The organism is Corallococcus exiguus, assembly GCF_009909105.1.
Lineage (GTDB): Bacteria > Myxococcota > Myxococcia > Myxococcales > Myxococcaceae > Corallococcus > Corallococcus exiguus.
Genome location: NZ_JAAAPK010000021.1, coordinates 13,821 through 40,533, shown reverse-complemented (window position 1 = coordinate 40,533; position 26,713 = coordinate 13,821). Strand labels below are relative to the sequence as shown.

Here is a 26,713-nt window from a genome sequence, read left to right as displayed (position 1 = left end):
GGCACGTTCTGGAGCGCGAGCAGCGTCTGGAACAGCGGCGTGTGGCTGAGGCTGCGCGTCGGCTGCAGGACCTCCACCAGCTTTTCGAACGGCACCTCCTGGTGCTCGTACGCGTCCAGCACCGTGGCGCGCACCTGCTGAAGCAGCGCCTGGAAGGATTGGCCCTCGTCCACCTTCGCGCGCAGGACGAGCGTGTTGACGAAGAAGCCGATGAGGCCTTCCGTCTCCGCACGCGTGCGGCCGGCAATGGGCGAGCCCACGCTGATGTCCTGCTGGCCCGTGTAGCGCGACAGCAGGCCCTGCCATGCCGCGAGCAGCACCATGAAGAGCGAACCGCCTTCACGGTGGCCCAGGCTCCGCAGGGCTTCCGTCAACTCACGCGACAGGGTGAAACCGAGGGTCGCACCCGAAGTGCTCCGGACCGCAGGACGCGGCCGGTCCGTGGGCAGCTCCAGCACGGCCGGAGCGCCGGAGAGCTGCTCTTCCCAGTAGGCCAGTTCCTGCCGCAGCGTCTCGCCTGAAAGCGTGCGGCGCTGCCAGTCCGCGTAGTCCGCGTACTGCACGGGAAGCGCAGGCAGGGGCGACGGCTGTCTCGCGGAGAAGGCCGCGTAGAGGGCAGTGACTTCACGCACCAGCACACCCAGCGACCAGCCGTCGGAGACGATGTGGTGCAGGGTGACGACGAGCACGTGCTCGTGTTCGGCCAGCTTGAAGATCAGCGTGCGGATGAGCGGGCCGGTGCGCAGGTCGAAGGGCCGGCGCATCTCCTGTTCCACCTGGAAGCGTGCCTCGGGCTCGCGCTGCGCCTCCGGCAGATCCGAGAGGTCCACGAGCCCCAGGGGCACCGGACTGTCGGGGTGGATGCGCTGGACCGGCTCTCCGTCCACCTGGGTGAAGGTGGTGCGCAGGGCGTCGTGTCGGCGCACGACTTCCTGCAGGGCACGTTCCAGTACATCCGTGCGCAGGTGGCCTTCCAGTCGGACGGCGACGGGCACGTTGTAGAGGGGGCTGCCCGGTTCGAGCTGATCAATGAGCCACAGCCGCTGCTGGGCGAAGGACAGCGGCAGCGGACCGTCATGCGAGACGCGGGTGAGCTTCGGAGCCTGGGAAGTGGCGCTTCCGTGCAGCCGCCCGGCGAGCGCCTCCACGGTGGGGGACTCGAAGAGCGCGCGCAGGGGCAGTTCCACGTTGAACTCCGCGCGGACGCGCGACACCACCTGGGTGGCCAGCAGTGAGTGCCCGCCCAGCTCGAAGAAGGAGTCCTTCACGCCCACCTGGGGCAGGCGCAGGACTTCCGCCCAGATGGAGGCCAGCTTCGCTTCGACTTCGGTGCGAGGCGCTTCGTAGGTATTGCCGGACTGGGGCGCCTCCGGCTCCGGCAGTGCCTTGCGGTCCACCTTGCCATTGGAGTTGAGAGGCAGGGCGTCCATCACCACGAAGGTGGCGGGCACCATGTACTCAGGGAGCCCCTGACGCAGATGCGTCTTGAGGGCCTCCACCTCCAGGGAGGTCTCAGCCTTGGGAGTGACGTAGGCGACGAGGCGCTTGTCGGCGGCTTCACCCTTGGCGACGACGACGGCGTCCTTGAGACCTGGAGCGCGACGAAGGGCTGCTTCGATTTCGCCCAGTTCGATGCGGAAGCCACGCACCTTCACCTGGAAGTCGATGCGGCCGAGGTACTCCAGGCGCCCGTCGAGGCGGTAACGGACACGGTCGCCCGTGCGGTACATGCGGCCGCCCGGAGGACCGTAGGGTTCCGGCACGAAGCGCTCCGCTGTGAGTTCCGGGCGCAGCAGGTAGCCACGAGCCTGGCCTTCACCGGCGAGGTACAGCTCGCCTGCGACACCCACGGGCACCGGCTGGAGAGACGCGTCCAACACGTAGGTACGCGTCGCGGGGAGCGGGCGGCCAATGAGGGGCACTTCGTCACGGCCGACGAGGGAGGCAGTGGAGTAGGTGGTGTCCTCGGAAGGCCCGTAGAGGTTGAAGAGCTTCTGCACCGTGGGGACGGCGTAGACCTGCTTCGCCAGCGTCTCCGGCAGGGCTTCACCGGCGAGGTTGATGACACGCACGGAGGGCGGCACCGCGCCAAGACGCAGCAGCTGCGCCATGGCGGAGGGCACGGTGTTGACGAGGGTGACGTGGGAAGCGGTGCTCAGCTCCGCCAGATGCAATGCGTTGCGAGCCACCACCACCGCGCCACCACTGCTCAACGGAGCGAAGAGCTCGAAGACGGAGAGGTCGAAGTTGAGGCTCGTCGCGGCGAGGGTGCCCTTCAACTCCTCCGGCGAGAAGGTCTCCAGGGCCCAGTGGAGGAAGGAGACAGCGTTGCCATGGGAGATGGCGACGCCCTTGGGACGGCCGGTGCTGCCGGAGGTGTAGATGAGGTAGGCGAGGTGGCCGGAGTGGATGCCCACCTCGGGCTTCGTGGTGGGCTGCTTCGCCAGCTCCACGTCCGAGTCGAGGCACACCGGCGTGGCGGATGTCTCCGGTAGCGCTGAGAGCAGATGGGAGTGCGCGACAAGGGCAGGACCCTGAGCGTCCTCCAGCAGCCAGCCCAATCGCTCGCGCGGATAGCTGGGGTCCAGCGGTACGTAGGCGCCACCGGCCTTGAGGATGCCGAGGGCACCAATGACGAGGTCTTCGGTGCGCTCGACACACAGGCCGACGCGGACTTCAGGCCCGACACCCAGGCCGCGCAGGCGGTGCGCGAGTTGGTTCGCCTTCGCGTCCAGCTCCCGGTACGTCAGCTGCCGCTCGGGCGTGATGATGGCCATGGCATCCGGTGTGCGATGCACCTGCGCCTCCACCATCGCGGGGATGCTGGACTCCTTCGCCACCTGCGATGCAGGCGGATTCCACTCGACGAGGAGTTGCTGGCGCTCGGGGTCGGTGAGCAGCGGCAGGTCACCCAGTCGGGTGTCCGGCTTCTTCGCGATGGCCTCCAGCAACACGCCGAAGTGCCCGGCCATGCGCTGGATGGTCTCGGCATCGAACAGGTCCGTCGCGAAGTCGAATGAACCGACGAATCCGTCCCGGCCTTCACGCAGACCCAAGGAGAGATCGAACTTGGCGAAATGCGCTTCCAGCGGCAGGGCCTGGAAGGACAGACCCGGCAGACGCAGCGCCTCATTCGGCGTGTTCTGCAGGACGAACATGGCCTGGAAGAGCGGACTGCGGCTCAGGTCGCGTGTGGGCTGCACGGCTTCCACCAGCTTCTCGAACGGCAGGTGCTGATGTTCGAAGGCCGCGAAGGTCGTGCCGCGCACTTGAGTCAGCAGTTCACGGAACGTTGCACGCGAATCCAACTGGGCGCGCAGGACGAGCGTGTTGATGAAGAAGCCAATCAGGCCTTCGGTCTCCGCCTGGGTGCGGCCGGCGATGGGCGTGCCCACGCTGACGTCATCCTGTGCGGAGTAGCGCGACAGGAGCACCTGGAACGCCGCCAGCAACGTCATGAACGGCGTGGCACCTTCCCGTTGTGCCAAGGCCTTGAGCGCGTGAGAGATCTCCGAGGGGATGCGCACGTCCACCGTTGCGCCTCGGTGCGACTGCACGGGCGGGCGCGGGCGGTCCGTGGGCAACTCCAACGCCGCGGGTGCTCCGGAGAGCTGCTGCTTCCAGTAGTGGATCTGCGCGTCCAGGGCCTCGCCCTGGAGCCAGTTCCGCTGCCAGGCGGCGAAGTCCGCGTACTGCACGGACAGCGGCGCGAGATCCGGCGTGCTGCTCGTGGAGAAGGCCTCGTAGAAGGCCACCATCTCCCGGACGAGGACGCCCATGGACCAGCCGTCGGAGACGATGTGGTGCATCGTCACGAGCAACAGATGTGAGTCCTCGGCCAGCCGCACCAACGTGGTGCGCAGCAGCGGTCCCCTGGCGAGGTCGAACGGCTTCCGCGCTTCCGCGTTGGCCAGTCGCCGCGCCTCTTCTTCTCGCAGCGTCTCAGGCCGTGTGGAGAGCTCCACGAGCGGCAGTGTCCAACCACTGGGCGCGTGGATCGTCTGGATGGGCTGATCCTGGTGCTCGTGGAAGGTGGTGCGCAGGGCCTCATGGCGCTGGACGAGCGCCTCGAAGGCACGGCGCAGGGCCTCGACGTCCAGGTGCCCCGAGAGCTGGAGGGCAGTAGGGATGTTGTACGACGCGTCGCCGGGCTGGAGCTGATCCAACAGCCATAGCCGTTGCTGAGCGAAGGACAGCGGCAGCGGACCGTCATGCGAGACGCGGGTGAGCTTCGGAGCCTGGGCGGTGGCGCTCCCGTGCAGTCGCCCGGCGAGCGCCTCCACGGTGGGGGACTCGAAGAGCGCGCGCAGGGGGAGTTCCACGTTGAACTCCGCGCGGACGCGCGACACCACCTGGGTGGCCAGCAGTGAGTGCCCGCCCAGCTCGAAGAAGGAGTCCTTCACGCCCACCTGGGGCAGGCGCAGGACTTCCGCCCAGATGGAGGCCAGCTTCGCTTCGACTTCGGTGCGAGGCGCTTCGTAGGTGTTGCCGGACTGGGGCGCCTCCGGCTCCGGCAGGGCCTTGCGGTCCACCTTGCCATTGGAGTTGAGGGGCAGGGCGTCCATCACCACGAAGGTGGAGGGCACCATGTACTCGGGAAGGCCCTGGCGCAGGTGGGCCTTGAGGGCCTCCACTTCCAGGGAGGTCTCAGCCTTGGGCGTGACGTAGGCGACGAGGCGCTTGTCGGCGGCCTCACCCTTCGCGACGACGACGGCATCCTTGAGACCTGGAGCGCGACGGAGGGCTGCTTCGATTTCGCCCAGCTCGATGCGGAAGCCGCGCACCTTCACCTGGAAGTCGATGCGGCCCAGGTACTCCAGGCGCCCGTCGAGGCGGTAACGGACACGGTCGCCCGTGCGGTACATGCGGCCGCCCGGAGGACCGTAGGGTTCCGGCACGAAGCGCTCGGCGGTGAGTTCCGGGCGCAGCAGGTAGCCGCGCGCCTGGCCTTCGCCGGCGAGGTACAGCTCACCTGCGACACCCACGGGCACCGGCTGCAATGAGGCGTCCAGCACGTAGGCGCGCGTCGCGGGTAGCGGGCGGCCGATGAGGGGCACTTCGTCACGGCCGACGAGGGAGGCGGTGGAGTAGGTGGTGTCCTCGGAAGGCCCGTAGAGGTTGAAGAGCTTCTGCACCGTCGAGACGGCGTACACCTGCTTCGCCAGCGTCTCCGGGAGGGCTTCACCGGCGAGGTTGATGACACGCACGGAGGGCGGCACGGCGCCCAGGCGCAGCAGCTGCGCCATGGCGGAGGGCACGGTGTTGACGAGGGTGACGTGGGACGCGGTGGGCAGCTCCGCCAGATGCAATGCGTTGCGAGCCACCACCACCGCACCACCACTGGAGAGCGGCGCGAAGAGCTCGAAGACGGAGAGGTCGAAGTTGAGGCTCGTCGCAGCGAGCGTCCCCTTCAACTCCTCCGGCGAGAATGTAGTCAGGGCCCAGTGGAGGAAGGAGACGGCGTTGCCATGGGAGATGGCGACGCCCTTGGGACGGCCTGTGCTGCCGGAGGTGTAGATGAGGTAGGCGAGGTGTCCGGCGTGGATGTCCACAAGCGGAGACGTCGTCGGCTGCTTCGCCAGTTCTGCATCCGAGTCCAAGCACACCGGCGTGGCACTGGTTTCGGGCAGCGCCGAGAGCAGATGGGAGTGCGCGACGAGGGCTGGGCCCTGGGCGTCCTCCAGGAGCCAGCCCAAGCGCTCACGCGGGTAGCTGGGGTCCAGCGGTACGTAGGCGCCACCGGCCTTGAGGATGCCGAGGGCACCAATGACGAGGTCTTCAGTGCGTTCAACGCACAGTCCAACGCGGACTTCGGGCCCGACGCCCAGGCCGCGCAGACGGTGCGCGAGTTGGTTCGCCTTCGCGTCCATCTCCCGATACGTCAGCTGTCGCTCGGGAGTGATGATGGCCAGGGCATCCGGAGTGCGGCGCACCTGCGCTTCCACCAACGCGGGGATGCTGGACTCCTGCGGCACCTGCGACGCGGGGGGATTCCAATCGACGAGGATCTGTTGGCGCTCGGAGGCGGTGAGCAGCGGCAGGTCACCCAATCGGGTGTCCGGTTTCGTCGCGAGGGCCTCCAGCAACACCCCGAAGTGTCCAGCCAGGCGCTGGATGGTCGCCACGTCGAACAGGTCGGTCGCGAAGTCGAATGAACCGACGAATCCGTCCCGGCCTTCACGCAGGCCCAGGGAGAGGTCGAACTTGGCGAAGTGTGATTCCAGCGGCAGGGCCTGGAAGGACAAGCCCGGCAGGCGCAGCGCCTCGGTGGGCGTGTTCTGCAGGACGAACATGGCCTGGAACAGCGGGCTGCGGCTCAGGTCGCGCGTGGGCTGCACGGCCTCCACGAGCTTCTCGAACGGCAGGTGCTGATGGTCGTAGGCCGCGAGCGTCGTGTCTCGCACCTGGGCCAGCAGCTCCCGGAACGTCGCGCGCGGGTTCAGCTGGGCGCGCAGGACGAGCGTGTTGATGAAGAAGCCGATGAGGCCTTCGGTCTCCGCCTGGGTGCGGCCGGCAATGGGTGAACCCACGCTGACATCGTCTTGCGCGGAGTAGCGCGACAGCAGCACCTGGAACGCCGCCAGCAACGTCATGAACGGCGTGGCGCCTTCCCTCTGTGAGAGCGCCTTGAGGGCATCCGCGATGTGCTTGGGAATGCGCACTTCCACCGAGTCACCCCGGTGCGACTGCACGGGCGGGCGCGGGTGGTCCGTGGGCAGCTCCAACGCCGCGGGTGCTCCGGAGAGCTGCTGCTTCCAGTAGTGGATCTGCGCGTCCAGTGCCTCTCCCTGGAGCCAGTTCCGCTGCCACGTCGCGAAGTCCGCGTACTGCACGGGCAACGGCGGGAGCGAGGGCGACTGGCCCGTGGAGAAGGCCGCGTAGAAGGTCGCCACTTCCCGGACGAGGACGCCCATGGACCAGCCGTCGGAGACGATGTGGTGCATCGTCACCAGCAGCAGGTGGGAGTCCTGGGCCAGCCGTACCAGCGTGCTGCGCAGCAGCGGACCCCTGGCGAGGTCGAAGGGCCTCCGCGCTTCCTCGTCGGCCATCCGCCGCGCCTCTTCTTCCCGAAGGGCTTCAGGCCGGGCGGAGAGGTCCACGAGCGGCAGCATCCAACCGCCGGGAGCGTGGATGTTCTGGATGGGCTGATCCTGGTGCTCGTGGAAGGTGGTGCGCAGGGCCTCGTGGCGCTGGATGAGCGCTTCGAAGGCACGGCGCAGGGCTTCCACGTCCAACTGCCCAGAGAGCTGGAGCGCGGTGGGGATGTTGTACGACGCGTCCCCGGGCTGGAGCTGATCCAACAGCCACAGCCGCTGCTGAGCGAAGGACAACGGCCGCGGGCCGTCCGCGTGCGTCTGGGTGGGCGCGGGCAGGTGGAGGTTCGGCGTGGCCGTCTGGAGCCGCTCCGCGAGCGCGGCCACGGTGGGCGCTTCGAAGAGGGCCCGCAGCGGCAGCTCCACGCGGAACGTGGCTCGGACGCGCGAGACGAGCTGGGTCGCCAGCAGCGAATGACCGCCGAGCGCGAAGAAGTCGTCGTGTACGCCCACGCGCTCCACACGCAGCACCTGAATGAAGAGGGCCGCGAGCTGCTCCTCGGTGGCGGTGCGCGGCGCGACGTAGGTGGACCCGAGCGCCGTGCCCTGGGGGGCGGGCAGTGCCTTGCGGTCCACCTTGCCGTTGGTGTTGAGCGGCAGGGCCTCCAGCACGAGGAACGCGGAGGGCACCATGTACTCGGGCAGGTTCTGCTTGAGGAAGGTGCGCAGCTCGGTGGAGTCCAGGGACTCTCCCGCCTCGGGGACGAGATAGGCGACGAGCCGCTTGTCTCCGGGCACGTCCTCGCGGGCGAGGACAACGGCTTGATGCACGGCGGGATGTCCCAGCAGGCAGGACTCGATCTCACCCAGTTCGATGCGGAAGCCGCGGACCTTCACCTGGAAGTCAGCGCGGCCCAGGTAGTCGAGCATCCCGTCCGCACGCCAGCGCACCACGTCGCCCGTGCGGTAGAGGCGTGCACCGGGCGTGGAGGAGAAAGCATCCGGGATGAAGCGGTCCGCCGTCAGCTCCGGCCGGTTGAGGTAGCCGCGCGCGACGCCCTCACCACCGATGAAGAGCTCCCCGGCGACGCCCACGGGCACGGGGCGCAACGTGCGGTCGAGCACATAGACGCGGACGTTGGGCAGGGGCCTGCCGATGGTGGGAGTCGGAGACGCATCGAAGGCGCAGGCGGTGGCGTCGACGGTGCACTCGGTGGGGCCGTAGACGTTGAAGACGCGCGGGCGCGGGGCCTGGGCGAGGTGGCGCCAGGTGGCGGGGTCCACGGCTTCACCGCCCACGAGGACGCGGTGGGGGATGGTCTTGCGCTCCAGCAGGCCTTCATCCACCAGCAGGCGCAGGTGGGCCGGAGAGCAGTCGAGGACGTCGAGGGCGTCCTGGGCAATCCGGTTGACGAGTTCGCCGACGTCAGCGCGTGCCTCGTCGGGAACAATGCAGAGGGTGTGGCCGTCGAGCACCTGGATGAGCTGCTTGACGGAGGCGTCGAAGGAGAGCGGAGCGTTGACGCTGACACGCTCCCCTGGCCGGGCGTCCGCGTGCACCGTAGCGGCGAGGGCGACGCGCAGGTTGAGCACGGAGCGGTGCTGAATCATCACGCCCTTGGGGCGGCCAGTGCTGCCGGAGGTGTAGATGATGTACGCCAGATGCTCCGGCGTGACATGCGTCACAGGCGCGTGCGCGGGCTCACGTGAGAGGTCCGCGGAGTCGGAGTCCAGGCAGAGGGTGTGCGCGGAGTGCGGAGGAAGAGAGTCGCGCAGGCGCTGCTGGGTGAGGACGACGGGAGCGCCAGTGTCCTGGAGGACGTGGGCGAGCCAGTCGCGCGGGTAGCTGGGGTCGATGGGGACGTAGGCGCCGCCAGCTTTGAGAGTGCCGAGGATGCCGACGAGGGCCTCCACGGAACGCTCCACGCAGAGCACGACGCGCACGTCGGGGCCGACGCCCAGCTTCACCAGCCGGTGCGCGAGCTGATTGGCGCGCGTGTCCAGCTCACGGAAGGTGAGCTGTTCCTCGCGGCAGATGACGGCCAGCGCGTCAGGCGTGCAGAGTGCCTGGGCGCTGAAGGCGTCATGAATGCAGAGGTCACGCCGGAACTCAGCGCTAGAGCCATTCCAGTCCACGAGGAGCCGCTGCCGCTCCGGAGCGGTGAGCAGGGGCAGGCCCGCGAGCGTCGCGTCCGGCTGGGCGGCGATGGCCTCCAGCAGCACGCCCAGGTGTCCGGACATGCGCTGGACCGTCGAAACATCGAAGAGGTCCGTCGCGTACGTCAGCAGTCCGACGAAGCCCTGGGGTGACTCGCCGAGGGTGAGCGTGAGGTCGAACTTGGAGGACCGGGTGTCCACCGGGACGCTCTGGAAGGACAGCCCGGACACTCGGAGCGCTTCGGTGGGCGTGTTCTGCAGGGAGAACATCGCCTGGAAGAGCGCGCTGCGGCTCAGGTCTCGCGAGGGCTGGAGGACCTCCACCAGCTTCTCGAAGGGCAGGTGCTGGTGCTCATAGGCCGCGAGCGTCGTGCGGCGCACCTGCGCGAGGAGCTCACGGAAGGTCGCTTGCGGCTGCACGTGGGCGCGCAGCACGAGCGTGTTGACGAAGAAGCCGATGAGGCCCTCGGTCTCCGCCTGGGTGCGGCCCGCGATGGGCGTACCCACGCTGATGTCGTCCTGCGTGGAGTAGCGCGACAGGAGCAGCTGCCAGGCCGCGAGCAGCAGCATGAAGGGCGTGGCGCCTTCATCCTGGGCCAGGGCCTTCAAGGACTGGGAGACCTCCAACGGGATGCGCACGTCCACCGTGGCGCCTCGGCGTGACTGCACCGGCGGACGCGGGCGGTCCGTGGGCAGGTCCAGCGCGGAAGGTGCCCCCCCGAGCTGCTTCTTCCAGTAGCCCAGCTGCGCGTCCAGCGCCTCACCCTGGAGCCAGCCTCGCTGCCACATGGCGAAGTCCGCGTACTGCACGGGCAGCGGCGGGAGCGAGGGCCACTGGCCCGCGACGAAGGCTTCGTAGAAGGCCGCCACTTCCCGGACGAGGATGCCCATGGACCAGCCGTCGGAGACGATGTGGTGCATCGTCACGAGCAACAGGTGCGAATCCTGTCCCAGCCGCACCAGCGTGCTGCGCAGCAACGGGCCCGTGGTGAGGTTGAAGGCACGCCGGGCTTCCGTGGCCGCTGCGCGCTGGGCTTCCTCCTCACGCTGCGACTCAGGCAGGAACGTCAGGTCGATGAGGGGCAGCTCCCAGTTGGAGGGCTCCTGGATGCATTGCGACGGCTCCTCCTGCGACGTGGAGAGCGTGGTGCGCAGCGATTCGTGGCGCTCCACCAGCGCTTCGAAGGCGCGGCGCAACGACTCCAGGTCCACCGGGCCCGTCAGCCGCAGGGCGGTGGGGATGTTGTACGAGATGTCTCCCGGCTGGAGCTGATCCAATAGCCACAGGCGCTGCTGCGCGAAGGACAGCGGAATGGCGCCTTCTCGTGGCATGGGCCGCAGCGGCGGTGCGCGGAGCCCGGTGGTCTGTGCCTCCTCGAGCTTCGGCGCGAGGCGTTCGACGGTGGGCGCCTCGAAGAGGGCCCGCAGCGGCAGCTCCACCCGGAAGGTGGAGCGCACGCGCGAGACGAGCTGGGTGGCCAGCAGGGAGTGGCCTCCCATGGCGAAGAAATCGTCCCGCACGCCGATGCGCTCCACGCGGAGGACCTCGGCGAAGAGCGTGGCCAGTTGCTCCTCGGTGGCGGTGCGCGGCGCGACGAAGACGGTGCTCCGAGGCGTGTTCCCCGGCTCCGGCAGGGCCTTGCGGTCCACCTTGCCGTTGGCGTTGATGGGCAGCGCGTCCAGCACCATGAATGCAGACGGCACCATGTACTCGGGCAGCCGCTGCTTGAGGCCTGCCCGGAGCGTGTCCGGGGTCGGCGCATGGCCCGCGCGCGCGGTGACGTAGCCGATGAGGCGCTTGTCCGCGCCGGTGCCCCGCGCCACGACGATGGCTTCGTTGACGCCGGCGGCGGAGCGCAGCGCGGTCTCGATTTCGCCCAGCTCGATGCGGAAGCCACGCACCTTCACCTGGAGGTCGACACGTCCCAGGAAGTCGAGCGTGCCGTCCTCCCTCCAGCGGGCCTGGTCTCCCGTGCGGTAGAGGCGCTCGCCCGGACTGGAGGCGAAGGGGTGGGGGATGAAGCGCTCCGCGGTCAGGTCCGGGCGGTGCAGGTATCCCCAGGCCAGGCCCTGGCCGCCGACGTACACCTCGCCGGCAATGCCCACGGGCACCGGGTGCAGGTTCGCGTCGAACACGTAGACCGTGGAGTTGGAGGGCGGCCGGCCGACGGGGATGGCGCCTTCCACGCGCGAGCCATGCCCCATGGCGAACGTGGTGGCGAGGGTGGTGCTCTCCGTGGGGCCGTAGGCGTTGTGGAAGCTGGCGCCTTCGGGGATGCGGGCCAGGTGCTCGCGCACGCGGTCCGCGGGCAGCACGTCGCCACCGGAGAGAATCTGGCGCACGCCCGCGAGCGCTTCGCCCTGGTGCAGGGCCATCTGCTCGAAGAGGGCGGTCGTCAGGAACAGCGTCGTCACGCCGTGGTGGCGCAACAGCGCGGCCAGTTCCTCCAACGACAGCGAGTGGGGCGGCGCGAGGACGAGCTTCGAACCATTCAGCAGCGCGCCCCAGATTTCGAGCGTGGAGGCGTCGAAGGCGATGGGGGCGACATGCAGCCAGACCTCATCCGCGCCGAGGCGCATGAAGGTGCTGCCGACCACCATTCGCGTGATGCCCCGGTGCGGAATGCAGACGCCCTTGGGGCGGCCGGTGCTCCCGGAGGTGAACATCACGTAGGCCATGGCCTCGCCGTCCACGCGGACGTCGGGGGCGTGGGTGGGCCGCGTGGCGATGACGTCGCGCTGCGCATCCAGCCAGACGCGGGTGCCGGTGGCGGGCAGCAGTGACGCGAAGGGCTGGTGGGTGACGACGAAGTGGACGTCCGCGTCCTCCAACAGGGACGCGATGCGCTCCACGGGCGCATTGCGGTCCACGGGGACGTAGGTGGCACCCACCTTGAGGATGGCGAGGAGCGCCGCGACCAGCTCGAAGGACCGCTCGACGGCGAGACCGACACGCGCACCCGGAACGATGCCGAGGTCGCGCAGGTGGTGGGCCAGTTGGTTCGCGCGAGCGTCCAGCTGCGCATACGTCAGCGAGGCCTCCCCCATGACGAGGGCGATGGCCCCGGGCGCGCGCTGCGCCTGCCGCGCGAAGTGGACGTGGACGGGGATGTCCGTGGGGCTGGCGACGGCGGTGTCGTTCCACTCCACGAGGATGCGCTGCCGCTCCTCGCTGGAGAGGAGGGACAGCCCGGACACGGACTGCTCGGGACTGGCGGCCACGGCCTCCAGCAGCGTGAGCAGCTGGCGGGCCATCCGCTCCACGGTGCCGCGCTTGAAGAGAGCGGTGCTGTACTCCAGCGAACCCACGAAGCCCTGGGGCGAGTCCTGCATCGCCAGGTTGAGGTCGAACTTCGCGGAGCGCCCTTCGGTGATGACCTGCTGGAAGGTGAGGCCGCGAACGCGCAGGTCTCCCACCGGGGCGTTCTGGAGGGCGAACATCACCTGGAACAGCGGGCTACGGCTCGCGTCCCGCACGGGCTGGAGGACCTCCACCAGCTTCTCGAAGGGCAGGTGCTGGTGCTCGTAGGCCGCGAGCGTCGTGCCGCGCACCTGGGCGAGCAGCGTCCGGAAGGAGTCCTCCGGCGCCACGCGCGTGCGCAGGACGAGCGTGTTGACGAAGAAGCCGATGAGGCCCTCGGTCTCCGCCTGCGTGCGGCCCGCGATGGGCGAGCCTACGGTGATGTCGTCCTGCGCGGCGTAGCGCGACAGGAGCACCTGGAAGGCCGCCAGCAGCACCATGAAGGGCGTGGCGCCTTCACGCTGGGCCAGGGCCTTGAGCGCGTCGGACGTCGCCTGGGGAATCCGGACGGAGACGGCCGCGCCCTGGTGGGACTGGATGGCCGGACGCGGATGGTCGGTGGGCAGCTCCAGCGCGAACGCCGCGCCCGCGAGCTGCTGCTTCCAGTAACCCAGCTGCGCGTCCAGCGCCTCGCCCTGGAGCCACTGGCGCTGCCGTTCCGCGAAGTCCGCGTACTGCACCGGCAGCGGGGCCAGCGTGGGCGCCTGGCCGGAGGTGAAGGCCTCGTAGAAGGTGATCAGCTCGCGGACGAGCACGCCCATGGACCAGCCGTCGGAGACGATGTGGTGCATCGTCACGAGCAGGAGGTGGTCCTCCTCCGCCAGCCGCACCAGCGTCGTGCGCAGGAGCGGTCCGCGCTCCAGGTGGAAGGGCTGGTTTGCTTCCTTCGCGATGCGGCGCTGGGCCTCGGCTTCGCGCTGCGCGTCGGGCAGCGCGGACAGGTCCACGAGCGGCAGTGTCCACGCGTCCGGCAGGTGGATGTGCTGCGTGGCCTGGCCTTCATGCTCATGGAAGGTGGTGCGCAGGGATTCGTGACGCGCGACCAGGGACTCGAAAGCGCGGCGCAGCGATGCCACGTCCACCGGCCCCTGCAGCCGGAGCGCGGACGGAATGTTGTACGACGCATCCCCCGGCGTGAGCTGATCCAGGAACCAGAGGCGCTGCTGGGCGAAGGAGAGCGGAATGGCTCCCTTGCGTGAGGTGGGCCGGAGCGGAAGAGCCCCTCGGGCCGCGGCGGGCCGCGCGTCCGCGAGCTTCAGCGCGAGGGCGGCGACGGTCGGCGCATCGAAGAGGGCCCGCAGGGGCAGCTCCAACCCGAGCGTGGTCCGCACGCGCGAGACGAGCTGGGTGGCCAGCAGCGAGTGGCCTCCCAACGCGAAGAAGTCATCGTGGAGGCCCACCTGCTCCACCCGGAGGACTTCGGCGAAGAGGGCCGCCAGCTGCTTCTCCGTGGCGGTGCGCGGCGCGACGTAGGCGACGGCGCGCGCGGTCTCCTCCGGCTCCGGCAGGGCCTTGCGGTCCACCTTGCCGTTGGCGTTGAGAGGCAGCGCGTTCAGCACCACGAAGACCGACGGCACCATGTACTCCGGCAGGCTCCGCCGGAGATGGGCCTTGAGCGCGTCCGAGTCCAGCGAGTGGCCTTCGCTCGCGCTGACGTAGCCGATGAGGCGCTTGTCCGCGTCCGAGCCCCGGGCCACGACGACGGCCTCGTTGACGCCCGAGAAGGCGCGCAGCACGGCTTCGATTTCACCCAGCTCGATGCGGAAGCCCCGCACCTTCACCTGGAAGTCGACGCGACCCAGGAAGTCGAGCGTGCCGTCCGCCTTCCAGCGGGCCTTGTCGCCCGTGCGGTAGAGGCGCTCGCCCGGCGTGGACGCGAAGGGATGGGCGACGAAGCGTTCCGCGGTCAGGTCGGGGCGGTTCAGGTAGCCCCAGGCCAGACCCTGGCCTCCGACGTACACCTCACCCGCGACGCCCTCGGGCACCGGGCGCAGGTTCGCGTCGAGCACGTAGACGGTGGAGTTGGAGAGCGGCCGGCCGATGGACACCGAACCGCCCACCACCGAGTCGCGATGCATGGCGAAGGTGGTGGAGAAGGTCGTGTTCTCCGTGGGGCCGTAGCCGTTGATGAAAGTGGAGCCTTCCGGCAGGCGGGCCAGGTGCTCGCGAACGCGGGAGGCGGGCAGCACGTCGCCACCCGCGAGGACCTGGCGCACGCCCGCGAGCGCTTCGCCCTGGTGCAGGGCCATCTGCTCGAAGAGGGCGGCGGTGAGCCAGAGCGACGTCACGCGGTGGTGGCGCAGTTGCGCGGCCAGTTCCTCCAGCGACAGGGAGTGCGGCGGAGCGAGGACGAGCTTCGCGCCGTGCAGCAGCGCGCCCCAGATTTCGAGCGTGGACGCGTCGAAGGCAACAGGGGCGGCCTGGAGCCAGACTTCATCCGGCCCGAAGCGCATGAAGGTGTTGCCGAGCACCAGGCGCGTGATGCCCCGGTGCGGTGCGCAGACGCCCTTGGGGCGGCCCGTGGAGCCCGAGGTGAACATCACGTAGGCCAGGGCTTCACCGTCCACGCGGACGTCCGGCGCATGCGTGGGGCGCGCGGCGATCTCCGCGGCCTGGGTATCCAACCAGACGCGGGTGCCGGAAGCGGGCAGCAGTGACGCGAAGGGCTGGTGCGCGATCGTCACGCTGACGTCCGCATCCTCCAGCAGTGCGGCGATGCGCTCCACGGGCGCATTGCGGTCCACGGGGACGAAGGCCGCGCCCACCTTGAGGATGGCGAGGAGCGCGGTCACCAGCTCGAAGGACCGCTCGATGGCGAGGCCGATGCGTGCACCAGGGACGATGCCCAGGGCGCGCAGGTGATGGGCCAGCTGGTTCGCGCGTGAATCCAACTGGGCATATGTCAGCGAGTCATCCCCCAGCACCAGGGCCACCGCGTCGGGCGTGCTCTGGGCCTGCTGGGCGAAGTGGACGTGGACTGGCACGTCCGTCGGGCTAACGGCGGCCGTGTCATTCCACTCCACGAGGACGCGCTGATGCTCTTCGCTGGAGAGGAGGGACAGCCCGGCCACGGGCTGCTCGGGCTTCGCGGCCACGGCCTCCAGCAGCGTGCGCAGATGGTTGCCCATCCGCTCGAGGGTGCTCCGCTCGAAGAGCGCGGTGCTGTACTCCATCCAGCCGGTGAAGCCCTGCGGTGAGTCCTGCAACGTCAGGGTGAGATCGAACTTGGCGGAGTGGCCCTCGGCGACGACCTGCCGGAAGGTGAGGCCCGGCACGCGCAGCGCTTCTCCCGGGGCGTTCTGGAGGACGAACATCACCTGGAAGAGGGGGCTGCGGCTCGTGTCCCGCACGGGCTGGAGGACCTCCACCAGCTTCTCGAAGGGCACGTGCTGATGCTCGTACGCAGCGAGCGTCGTGCCGCGCACCTGGGCGAGCAACTGGCGGAAGGAACTCTCCGGCGTCACGCGCGTACGCAGGACGAGCGTGTTGACGAAGAAGCCGATGAGTCCTTCGGTTTCCGCCTGGGTCCGGCCCGCGATGGGCGAACCCACGGTGATGTCGTCCTGGCCTGCGTAGCGAGACAGGAGCACCTGCCAGGCCGCGAGCAGCACCATGAAGGGCGTGGCACCTTCGCGCTGGGCCAGGGCCTTGAGCGCGTCGGACGCAGCCTGGGGAATCCTCACGGCGTGGGTCGCGCCCGCGTGGGACTGGATGGCCGGGCGGGGATGATCCGTTGGCAGCTCCAGCGTGGCCTGAGCCCCTCCGAGCTGCTGCTTCCAGTAGCCCAGCTGCGCGTCGAGCGTCTCGCCCTGGAGCCAGTCGCGCTGCCACGCCGCGAAGTCCGTGTACTGCACCGGCAGCGGGGCCAGCGCGGGCGCCTGACCGGTACTGAAGGCTTCATAGAAGGCCACCAGCTCGCGGACGAGCACGCTCATGGACCAGCCGTCGGAGACGATGTGGTGCATCGTCACGAGCAACAGGTGTTCTTCCGCCGCCAGCCGCACGAGCGCGGTGCGCAGCAGCGGACCGTTCCGCAGGTCGAACGGCTGACGTGCGTCCGCTTCGACCGTCCGCTGTGCTTCGTCTTCGCGCCGCGCCTCGGGCAGCGTGGAGAGGTCGGTGAGCGGCAACGCCCACGTGCCGGGCGTGTGGATGTGCTGGGTGGCCTGCCCCTCGCTGTCGCGGAAGGTGGTGCGCAGGGCGTCGTGACGAGCGACCAGCGCTTCAAACGCGCGGCGCAGCGACTCCACGTCCACCTGCCCCGTCAGCCGGAGCGCCGTGGGGATGTTGTAGGACGCATCGCCCGGCGTGAGCTGATCCAGGAACCAGAGCCGCTGCTGGGCGAAGGACAGGGGCTGAGGCCCGTCCACCTCGGTCCGGGTGAGCGGCGGGAGGCGGAGGCTCGGCGTCTGGGATCGGAGTCGCTCGGCGAGCGTGGCCACGGTGGGTGCTTCGAAGAGGGCCCGCAGCGGCAGCTCCGCGCGGAAGGTGGCGCGGATTCGAGAGACGAGCTGGGTGGCCAGCAGGGAGTGGCCTCCGAGCGCGAAGAAGTCGTCGTGGATGCCCACGCGCTCCACGCGCAGCACCTGCGTGAAGAGGGTGGCGAGCTGCTCCTCGGTGGGAGTGCGCGGCGCGACGTAGGTGGAGGCGAGCGCGGTGCCCTGGGGCGTGGGCAGTGCCTTGCGGTCCACCTTGCCGTTGGTGTTGAGCGGCAGCGCCTCCAGCACGAGGAGCGCCGAGGGGCGCATGTGTTCCGGCAGGAACTGCTTGAGCCAGTCCTTGAGGACCTCGGGCGTGGGCGCGGACTCCGTGCCTTCCGGAGGCACCACGTAGGCAACGAGCCGCTTGTCGCCGGGCACGTCCTCGCGCGCCAGCACCACGGCGGCGTGCACCTGAGGATGCTTGAGGAGCGCGGCTTCGACTTCACCCAGCTCGATGCGGAAGCCGCGGATCTTCACCTGGAAGTCAGCGCGGCCCAGGTAGTCGAGCATCCCGTCCGCACGCCAGCGCACCACGTCGCCCGTGCGGTAGAGGCGGGCACCGGGCGTGGAGGAGAAGGCATCCGGGATGAAGCGGTCCGCCGTCAGCTCCGGGCGATTGAGGTAGCCGCGCGCGACGCCCTCACCACCGATGAAGAGCTCACCCGCGACGCCCACGGGCACGGGGCGCAGCGTGCGGTCCAGCACGTAGACGCGCACGTTGGGCAGGGGCCGGCCAATGGTGGGAGTCGGAGACGCATCGAAGGCGCAGGCGGTGGCGTCGACGGTGCATTCGGTAGGGCCGTAGACGTTGAAGACGCGAGGGCGCGGGGCCTGGGCGAGGTGGCGCCAGGTGGCGGGGTCCACGGCTTCACCGCCCACGAGGACGCGGTGGGGGATGGTCTTGCGCTCCAGCAGGCCTTCATCCACCAGCAGGCGCAGGTGCGCGGGAGAGCAGTCGAGGACGTCCAGCGCGTCGTGACCGATGCGCTTCACCAGTTCACCGACGTCGGCGCGTGCCTCGTCGGGGACGATGCAGAGGGTGTGGCCGTCGAGCACCTGGATGAGCTGTTTGACGGAGGCGTCGAAGGAGAGCGGAGCGTTGACGCTGACGCGCTCCCCGGGCTGGGAGTCCGCGTGCACGGTGGCGGCGAGGGCGACGCGAAGATTGAGCACGGAGCGGTGCTGAATCATCACGCCCTTGGGGCGGCCAGTGCTGCCGGAGGTGTAGATGATGTACGCCAGATGCTCCGGGGTGACTGACGTCACCGGAGCGTCCTGGGACTCAAGAACGAAGTCCGCGGAGTCGGAGTCCAGGCAGAGGGTGTGCGCGGAGTGCGGAGGCAGCGAGTCACGCAGGCGCTGCTGGGTGAGGACGACGGGAGCGCCGGTGTCCTGGAGGACGTGGGCGAGCCAGTCGCGCGGGTAGCTGGGGTCGATGGGGACGTAGGCGCCGCCAGCTTTGAGAGTGCCGAGGATGCCGACGAGGGCCTCCACGGAGCGCTCCACGCAGAGCACGACGCGCACGTCGGGGCCGACGCCCAGCTTCACCAGCCGGTGCGCGAGCTGATTGGCGCGCGTGTCCAGCTCACGGAAGGTGAGCTGCTCCTCGCGGCAGATGACGGCCAGCGCGTCAGGCGTGCGGAGTGCCTGGGCGCTGAAGGCGTCATGGAGGCAGAGGTCGCGAGGGAACTCGGCGCTGGGGCCATTCCAGTCCACGAGAAGCCGCTGCCGCTCCGGAGCGGTGAGCAGCGGCAGGCTCGCGAGCGTCGCGTCCGGCTGGGCGGCGATGGCCTCCAGCAGCACGCCCATGTGGCCCACCAGGCGCTGCATGGTCGAGGCATCGAAGAGGTCGCTGCTGTACTCCAGGACGCCCACGAAGCCCTGGGGCGAGTCCTGCATCGTCAGCGTCAGGTCGAACTTCGCGGAGTTCGATTCGAGCGGAAGCTGCTCGAACGACAGGCCCGGCACGCGCAGCGCTTCCATGGGCGTGTTCTGCAAGGAGAACATCGCCTGGAAGAGCGCGCTGCGGCTCAGGTCGCGAACGGGCTGGAGGGTCTCCACCAGCTTCTCGAATGGCACGTGCTGGTGCTCGTAGGCCGCGAGCGTCGTTCCACGCACCTGGGCCAGCAGTTGGCGGAAGGTCGCCTGCGGCTGCATGTGGGCGCGCAGGACGAGCGTGTTGACGAAGAAGCCGATGAGGCCTTCGGTCTCCGCTTGCGTGCGGCCGGCGATGGGCGTGCCCACGCTGATGTCGTCCTGCGTGGAGTAGCGCGACAGGAGCAGCTGCCATGCCGCGAGCAGCAGCATGAAGGGCGTGGCGCCTTCACGCTGGGCCAGGGTCTTGAGGGCGTCGGAGAGTTGCGCGGGGACGCGCATGTTTACCGCGGCGCCCCGATGCGACTGCACGGGCGGACGCGGACGGTCCGTGGGCAGGTCCAGCGCGGCGGGCGCTCCCGAGAGCTTCTCCCTCCAGTAGGCGAGCTGGGTCTCCAGCGTTTCGCCCTGGAGCCATGATCGCTGCCAGACGGAGAAGTCCGCGTACTGCACGGGCAGCGGCGCGAGGGTGGGCAGGTGATCCGTGTGGAACGCCGCATAGAGCGCGGTGAGCTCACGGACGAGGACGCTCATGGACCAGCCGTCGGAGACGATGTGGTGCATCGTCACCAGCAGCAGGTGCTCCGCGTCGCCCAGGCGCACCAGCGACGTGCGGAGGAGCGGGCCGGCTTCCAGGTCGAAGGGACGCCGGGCCTCCAGGTTCGCGAGGCGGCGCGCCTCTTCTTCCCGCCGGGCCTCGGGCACCGAGGACACGTCGAGCAGGGGCAGCGTCCACGTCCCAGGCGAGTGGATGCGCTGCGCGGGCTCGCCCTGGTGCTGGAAGAAAGTGGTGCGCAGCGTTTCATGCCGTGCGACCAGCGTCTCGAAGGCACAGCGCAGGGACTCCACGTCCACCTGGCCCTTCAGGCGAAGGGCCGCGGGGATGTTGTACGCGGCGCTGCCCGGCTGGAGCTGATCCAACAGCCACAGCCGCTGCTGCGCGAAGGACAGGGGCGGCGGGCCCTCGTGGGTGGCGACAGGGAGTGGCGGGAGTCGGGAGCCAGCGGCGGAGGTGCGCAGGCGCTCGGCGAAGGCGGCGACGGTGGGGGCCTCGAAGAGGGCTCGAAGCGGCAGCTCCGCACCGAAGGCCGCGCGGACGCGGGAGACGAGCTGGGTGGCCAGCAGGGAGTGGCCACCGAGTGCGAAGAAGTCATCGTGGACGCCCACGCGCTCCACGCGCAGGACCTGGGCGAAGACGTCCGCGAGCTTCTCTTCGGTGGCGTCGCGAGGAGCGACGAAGTCCGCGAGCGGTGAAGCGTCAGGGACGGGCAGTGCTTTCCTGTCCACCTTGCCATTGGGGCTGAGGGGAAGGGCCTCCATGACGACGAAGGCGGCGGGTACCATGTACTCGGGCAGCCGCTCCTTGAGGAACGTGCGCACCGCCGAGGTGTCCAGTTGCTGGCCCGAAGTGGGCGCGACGTAGGCGACGAGGCGCTTGTCCCCGGGGACGTCCTCACGAGCGAGGACGGCGGCTTCGTGCACGGAAGCGTGCGCGAGGAGGGAGGCCTCGATTTCGCCCAGCTCGATGCGGAAGCCGCGGACCTTCACCTGGAAGTCGAGCCGCTGGAGGTAGTCCAGCTGGCCGTCGGCGCGCCATCGCACGACGTCGCCCGTGCGGTAGAGGCGGGCACCCGGCGTGGAGGAGAAGGGGTGCGGGATGAAACGCTCAGCGCTCAGGGCCGGCTGACCCAGATAGCCCCACGCAAGGCCCTCACTGGCAAGGAAGAGCTCACCGGAGACACCCACGGGCACCGGCTGCAAGTGGGCATCGAGGACGTAGGTGCGGGTGTTGGCGATGGGGCGACCGATGGGAGGCCGCGTGCCGTCGTCGCGCGAGGAGGCAGCGACGGGGGTGAAGGTGGCGACGACGGTGCTCTCAGTGGGCCCGTAGTGGTTGAAGAGGGCAGCGGGCACCGAAGGAGGCGGGCCGTGGTGCAGGGCGTCTCCGCCCGTCAGCAGGGCACGCAGGGCGATGGGGCGAGGCCACTCCTCACGCAGCACGGCCTCGGCCAGGGGCGTCGGCATGAAGCAGGTGGTGATGGCTTCGCGGGCCAGCCACTGAAGCAACTGGGAGGGCTCCGCACGCACGGCTTCGGGAGGGACGACGAGGCTGGCGCCAGAGGCGAGGGAGGGCCACACCTCCCAGGTGGAAGCGTCGAAGGCGACGCCCGCGGTGAGTGCCGTGGAGTCCTGCGCCGTCAGCGAATAGGTGCGCTGGTGCCAGGAGACGAGGTTCATCAGCGCGCGGTGGTGGACGGCGACGCCCTTGGGCCGTCCGGTGCTGCCGGAGGTGTAGATGACGTAGGCCAAATCCTCCGGGCCCACGGGCATCACCAGCAGCGGCTGCTGCGTTGCCCTCGTTTCCATCTCCAGCGAGAGGACGCGAACGGAGAGGGGCGGCAGCGAGTCGCGCAGGTGCTGCTGGGTGAGGAGGACGGAAGCGCCGCAGTCCTCCAGCATGAAGGCCAGACGCTCCGGAGGGACGCCCGGAGAGACGGGGACGTAGGCGGCGCCCACCTTGAGGGCGGCGAGGAGGCCCGCCACCAACTCCGGAGAGCGCTCAGCAAGGACGGCGACGCGGCTGCCACGGGAGACACCGGCCGCGTGCAGTTGGACGGCAAGGCCATGTGCCCATGTGTCGAGGCCCGCGTAGCTGACGCTTCGCTCACCCACGCGCACGGCGACAGCATCAGGCGTGCGTCGAGCGTGCTCCGCGACGACGTGGTGGATGCAGGTGTCGCGCGGGAAGGCGACGTCCGTTTCATTCCACTCGACGAGCAGTTGCTGCTGCTCCGCTGCCGTCATGAGGGACAGTGCGGAGACACGGGCATCCGGCTGGGCGGCGAGGGAGGAGAGAAGGACGCCGAAGTGGCCCATGAGGCGTTGGGCGGTGGAGGCGTCGAAGAGGTCGGAGCTGTACTCAAGGAAGCCGGTGAGGCCCTGAGGCACTTCGAAGAGGGTGAGGGCCAAATCGAAGCGGGAGGAGTTGCCCTCCAGGGGAATGGGCTGGAAGGCCATGCCCGGCACGCGCAGCGCTTCTGCGGGTGCGTTCTGCAGGACGAGCATGACTTGGAAGAGCGGGCTGCGGCTCAAGTCACGAGAGGGCTGGAGGACCTCCACCAGCTTCTCGAAGGGGACGTGCTGGTGCTCATAGGCCCCGAGAGTGGTGGCCTTCACCTGGGAGAGCAGCTGGCGGAAGGAGTCCTCCGGGCGTACGTGGGCGCGCAACACCAGCGTGTTGACGAAGAAGCCGATGAGGCCCTCGGCCTCGGAGTGGGTGCGGCCCGCGATGGGGGAGCCGACGCTGATGTCGTCCTGGCCGGAGTAGCGCGACAGCAGCAGCTGGAAGGCGGAGAGCAGCAGCATGAAGGGAGTAGCGCCCTCCCGCTGAGCCAGGCTGCGAAGGGAGTCCGTCAGCTGCGACGGGAAGTGCACGGGCACCGTGGCACCGCGGCGGGACTGCACGGCCGGACGATGCCGGTCCGTGGGCAACTCCAGCGCTGCTGGTGCACCCGCCAACTGCTGCTTCCAGTAGCTGAGCTGCGACTCCAGCGGCTCCCCCTGGAGCCACTGGCGCTGCCAGAGGGCGAAGTCCGCGTACCGCACGGGCAGCGGTGGCAGGGAGGGAGCCCGGCCGCCACTGAAGGACTCATAGAGGTTTGCCAGTTCGCGGACGAGGACGCCCATGGACCAGCCGTCGGAGACGATGTGGTGCATCGTCGCGAGGAGGACGTGGGAATCCTCTGAAAGCTTGAGGAGGGCTGTGCGCAGCAAAGGCCCGTGGACGAGGTGGAAGGGCTGCCGGGCCTCACGGGTGGCAAGCCGCAGCGTCTCCGCCTCGCGCGCGGACTCCTCCAGGGAAGAGAGATCTTCCACCGGGAGCGCCCATGCGGCCGGGGCATGGATGCGCTGGAAGGGCTGGCCCTCCTCCTCGAAGAAGGTGGTGCGCAGCGCTTCGTGCCGCGCCACCAGCGCTTCGAAGGCACGGCGAAGGGCCTCCACGTCCAGCCGGCCCAGGAGGCGCAGCGCGACGGGCAGGTTGTAGGAGGCGTCATCCGGGGTCAGCTGATCGAGGAACCAGAGGCGCTGCTGAGCGAAGGAGAGAGGCAGGTGGCCTTCGGTGCGCGTGCGCGTCAGGGAGGGCAGACGCGTGCCGGTCGTGGTGCGCTGGAGGCGTTCAGCCAGGGCAGCGATGGTGGGGGCCTCGAAGAGGGCACGAAGCGGCAACTCCACGTCGAGTGCCGCACGCACGCGGGCCACCAACTGCGTGGCGAGCAGCGAGTGGCCACCCAGTTCGAAGAAGTTGTCCGCGCGGCCGACAGTGGGCACGCGAAGCACTTCGCTCCAGAGGGCCGCGAGCTTCTCCTCCAGCGGCGTCGCCGGGGCCTCGTAGGCGTGCGAAGCCCGAAGCGCGCTCGCGTCCGGAGCAGGGAGCGCCTTGCGGTCCACCTTGCCGTTGGACGTCAGCGGCAGCGCGTCCAAAGGGACGAAGGCGGCGGGCACCATGTACTCGGGCAGGTGCTGCTTGAGGTGCGCGCGGAGCGCGGTGACGTCGAGCGTGTCACCCACGACATAGGCCACCAACCGCTTGTCACCCGGAGCGTCCTCGCGGGCGAGAACGACGGCGCCCTTCACGGCAGGGGCTGCGCGCAGGGCGTTCTCGACTTCACCCAACTCGATGCGGAAGCCACGCACCTTCACCTGCGCGTCGATGCGGCCGACGAAGTCCAGCTGGCCGTCAGCCCGCCAGCGCACCACGTCGCCCGTGCGGTAGAGACGGGCGCCCGGAGTGGAGGAGAACGCGTCCGGAATGAAGCGCTCGGCGGTGAGGCCCGGGCGTCCCGCATAGCCTCGCGCCACGCCGACGCCACCGATGTGCAACTCACCGCGCACGCCCACGGGCACCGGCTGGCCGTGCGGGTCCAGGACATAGACGTGTACGTTCGCCAGCGGCTTGCCGATGGACGGCACTTCACCATCCGCCACCACCTCACCGAAGGTGGCGATGACGGTGGCTTCGGTGGGGCCGTAGGTATTGAGCAGGCGCCGTCCCGGGGCCCAACGCGCGACGACGTCCGCGGGCAGGGCCTCACCGCCAGAGATGACGGTGCGCACCTTGGGGAGTCCCTCGGACGACGTGGCTGCCAGTGCCGCGGGGGTGAGGCTGACGACACTCAACTCCTGCTCGCGCAGCAGCACGGGCAGCGGCGCGCCCGGCATCAGCTTCTCCAGCGGCGCGAGCACCAGCGTGGCGCCGTTGCAGAGCGTGGTGAAAATCTCCTCCACGGAGAGGTCGAAGCTGAGGCTGGCGAACTGCAACACGCGGCTGCCGGGACCGATGCCGTAGGCCACCGCCTCGTGGGTGACGAGGTTGGCGACGCTGCGGTGCTCCACCGCAGTGCCCTTGGGCGTACCCGTGCTGCCCGAGGTGTAGAGCAGGTACGCCATGTTCGCGGGCGTCACGCCCGTCACGGGCGCATTCGTCGGCTCCTCGGCCAGCGATTCGCGCTCGGTGTCCAGGCAAAGCGCGCGTGCATGCAGTGCTTCGGGGAAGCGGTCCACCAGCGCGTGCTGGGTGACGAGCACCTGGGCCGCGCTGTCCTCCAGCATGAAGGCCAGACGCTCACGAGGTAGGAGCGGATCCACGGGCACCCAGGCACCACCAGCCTTCAGGATGCCAAGCAGACCGATGACGACATCGAGGGAGCGCTCGACACTGAGTGCAACGCGGACCTCGGGCCCCACGCCACGACGGCGAAGGGCATGGGCGAGCTGATTGGCACGCGCATCCAGCTGCGCGTACGTCAGTTGCGTCCCCTCGAACACAGCAGCCAGTGCCTCCGGCGCGCGTCGCACCTGCTCTTCGAAGAGCGAATGCATGCACGCTTCGGGGAACGGCGCGCGCGTGGCGTTCCACTCCACCAGCATTTCGCGCCGCTCAACGGTGGTCAGTAGCGGCAATCGGGCGACTGACTCATTCGGCTGAGCGACGGCCTCCTGAAGGAGCACACGCAGGTGCTCGGCCATGCGTGCGGCGGTGGAGGCTGTGAAGATGTCGGTGGTGTACTCGAGGTAGCCCTTGAGGCCAGCGTCGGTCTCCAGCACCTGGAGGGTGAGGTCGAACTTGGCGGAGAAGGTGTCGAGTTCCAGGGCCTCCAGCTTCACGCCTTCAACGGAGGCGGAGCCGCGGAAGGAAGCCTGGTAGGTGAGCATCACCTGGAAGAAGGGAGTGCGTCCTGGGATGCGCTCGGGCTTCAACTCCTCCACGAGGCGCTCGATGGGAAGCTCCTGGTGCTCCTGCGCCCCCAGCACCGTCTCCCGTACCTGACGCAGCAGCGTGCGGAAGGACGCCGTGTCCGTCACCCGCGTGCGAAGCACCTGGGCGTTGACGAAGAGTCCGATGAGGCCTTCCACCTCACCACGCGTGCGGCCCGCCATGGGGGAGCCGACGGTGACGTCTTCCTGGCCGGAGTAGCGGGCCATCAGCATCTGCCAGCCCGTCAGCAGCGCCATGTAGAGAGAGGCGCCTTCCTGCTGGGCGAGGGCCTTGAGCGCGTCCGTCAATTCGCGCGGCAGCAGCACGTCATGCCGGGCGCCTCGGCCGTCGCGGGTGGCGGGGCGGGGGAAGTCGGTGGGCAACTCCAGCGCGGAGGGCACTCCGGCCAGCTGCCGCTTCCAGTAATCGAGCTGCTTCTCCAGCCGAGGGCCCTGCATCCACTCGCGCTGCCAGACGCCGAAGTCCGCGTACTGGATGCCCAGCGGCGGCAGGGGAGCTGCCTGTCCTCGCGCAAAGGCTCCGTAGAGCAGCGCCACTTCGCGCACCAGCAGCGTCATGGACCAACCGTCGGAGACGATGTGGTGGACCACCACGACGAGCAGGTGCTCTCCCGGTGCCGACGTCAGCAGCAACGCGCGCAGCAGCGGGCCCTTCGCGAGGTCGAAGGGCTGGGCCGCGGCTTCACGCGCCAGGCGCCACGCTTCCTCCGGCGGTGAGCCCGTGAGGTCCTTGCGCTCCAGGGTGAGCATCGGCTCCGGGGACACCACCTGCACGGGGCCGGAGACGTCCTCGCGGAAGGTGGTGCGAAGCACCTCATGACGGCGCACGACTTCTCGCAGCGCGCGCTCCAGCACGGCCACGTCGAGCGCACCCTCCAGGCGCACCGCCATGGGCACGTTGAAGAGGGAGGTGCCGGGTTGAAGCTGATCAATGAACCAGAGGCGCTGCTGCGCGAAGGACAGCGGCAGCGGACGCGTTCGGTCCTGCACCGGGATGAGACCCTGCGCGGAGGTGCCCGCGATGGCCTTCTGCGCGGCCATCTTCTTGAGCAACTCGGCGCGCTTTTCCGGTGAGAGGTTGGCGATCCGCTTCGACAGATCCTGGCTCATCTCGTGTACTCCGCACTGGGGGATGCCATGGCGCACGAGGACCACCCGGGACGGTGGCCCTCGTGAGATCTCAGACTGCTGCTGTTGCTGGATTGCCGTCCTGAACCGCGCTCACGGGGGAAGCGCGGCAGTGGGCAAATTCGCGGTGGTTACATTATTCGGTAACGACATGGCGTGTCATGAGGCCGGCCCTGCGCTCCTGAGGCACACCCTGGGGATGAATAAATCCCTGTGTTTACAGACCCCACCATAGGAGGCGG

At 69.3% G+C, this 26,713-nt stretch carries 1 protein-coding gene; it reads right to left on the bottom strand.

Going from position 1 to position 26,713, the window contains the following annotated elements:
- Positions 1–26,453 (bottom strand): non-ribosomal peptide synthase/polyketide synthase (locus GTZ93_RS41605; protein WP_161663365.1); only part of this gene is annotated, 26,453 nt, incomplete at its 3' end.
- Positions 26,454–26,713 lie beyond the last annotated feature (260 nt).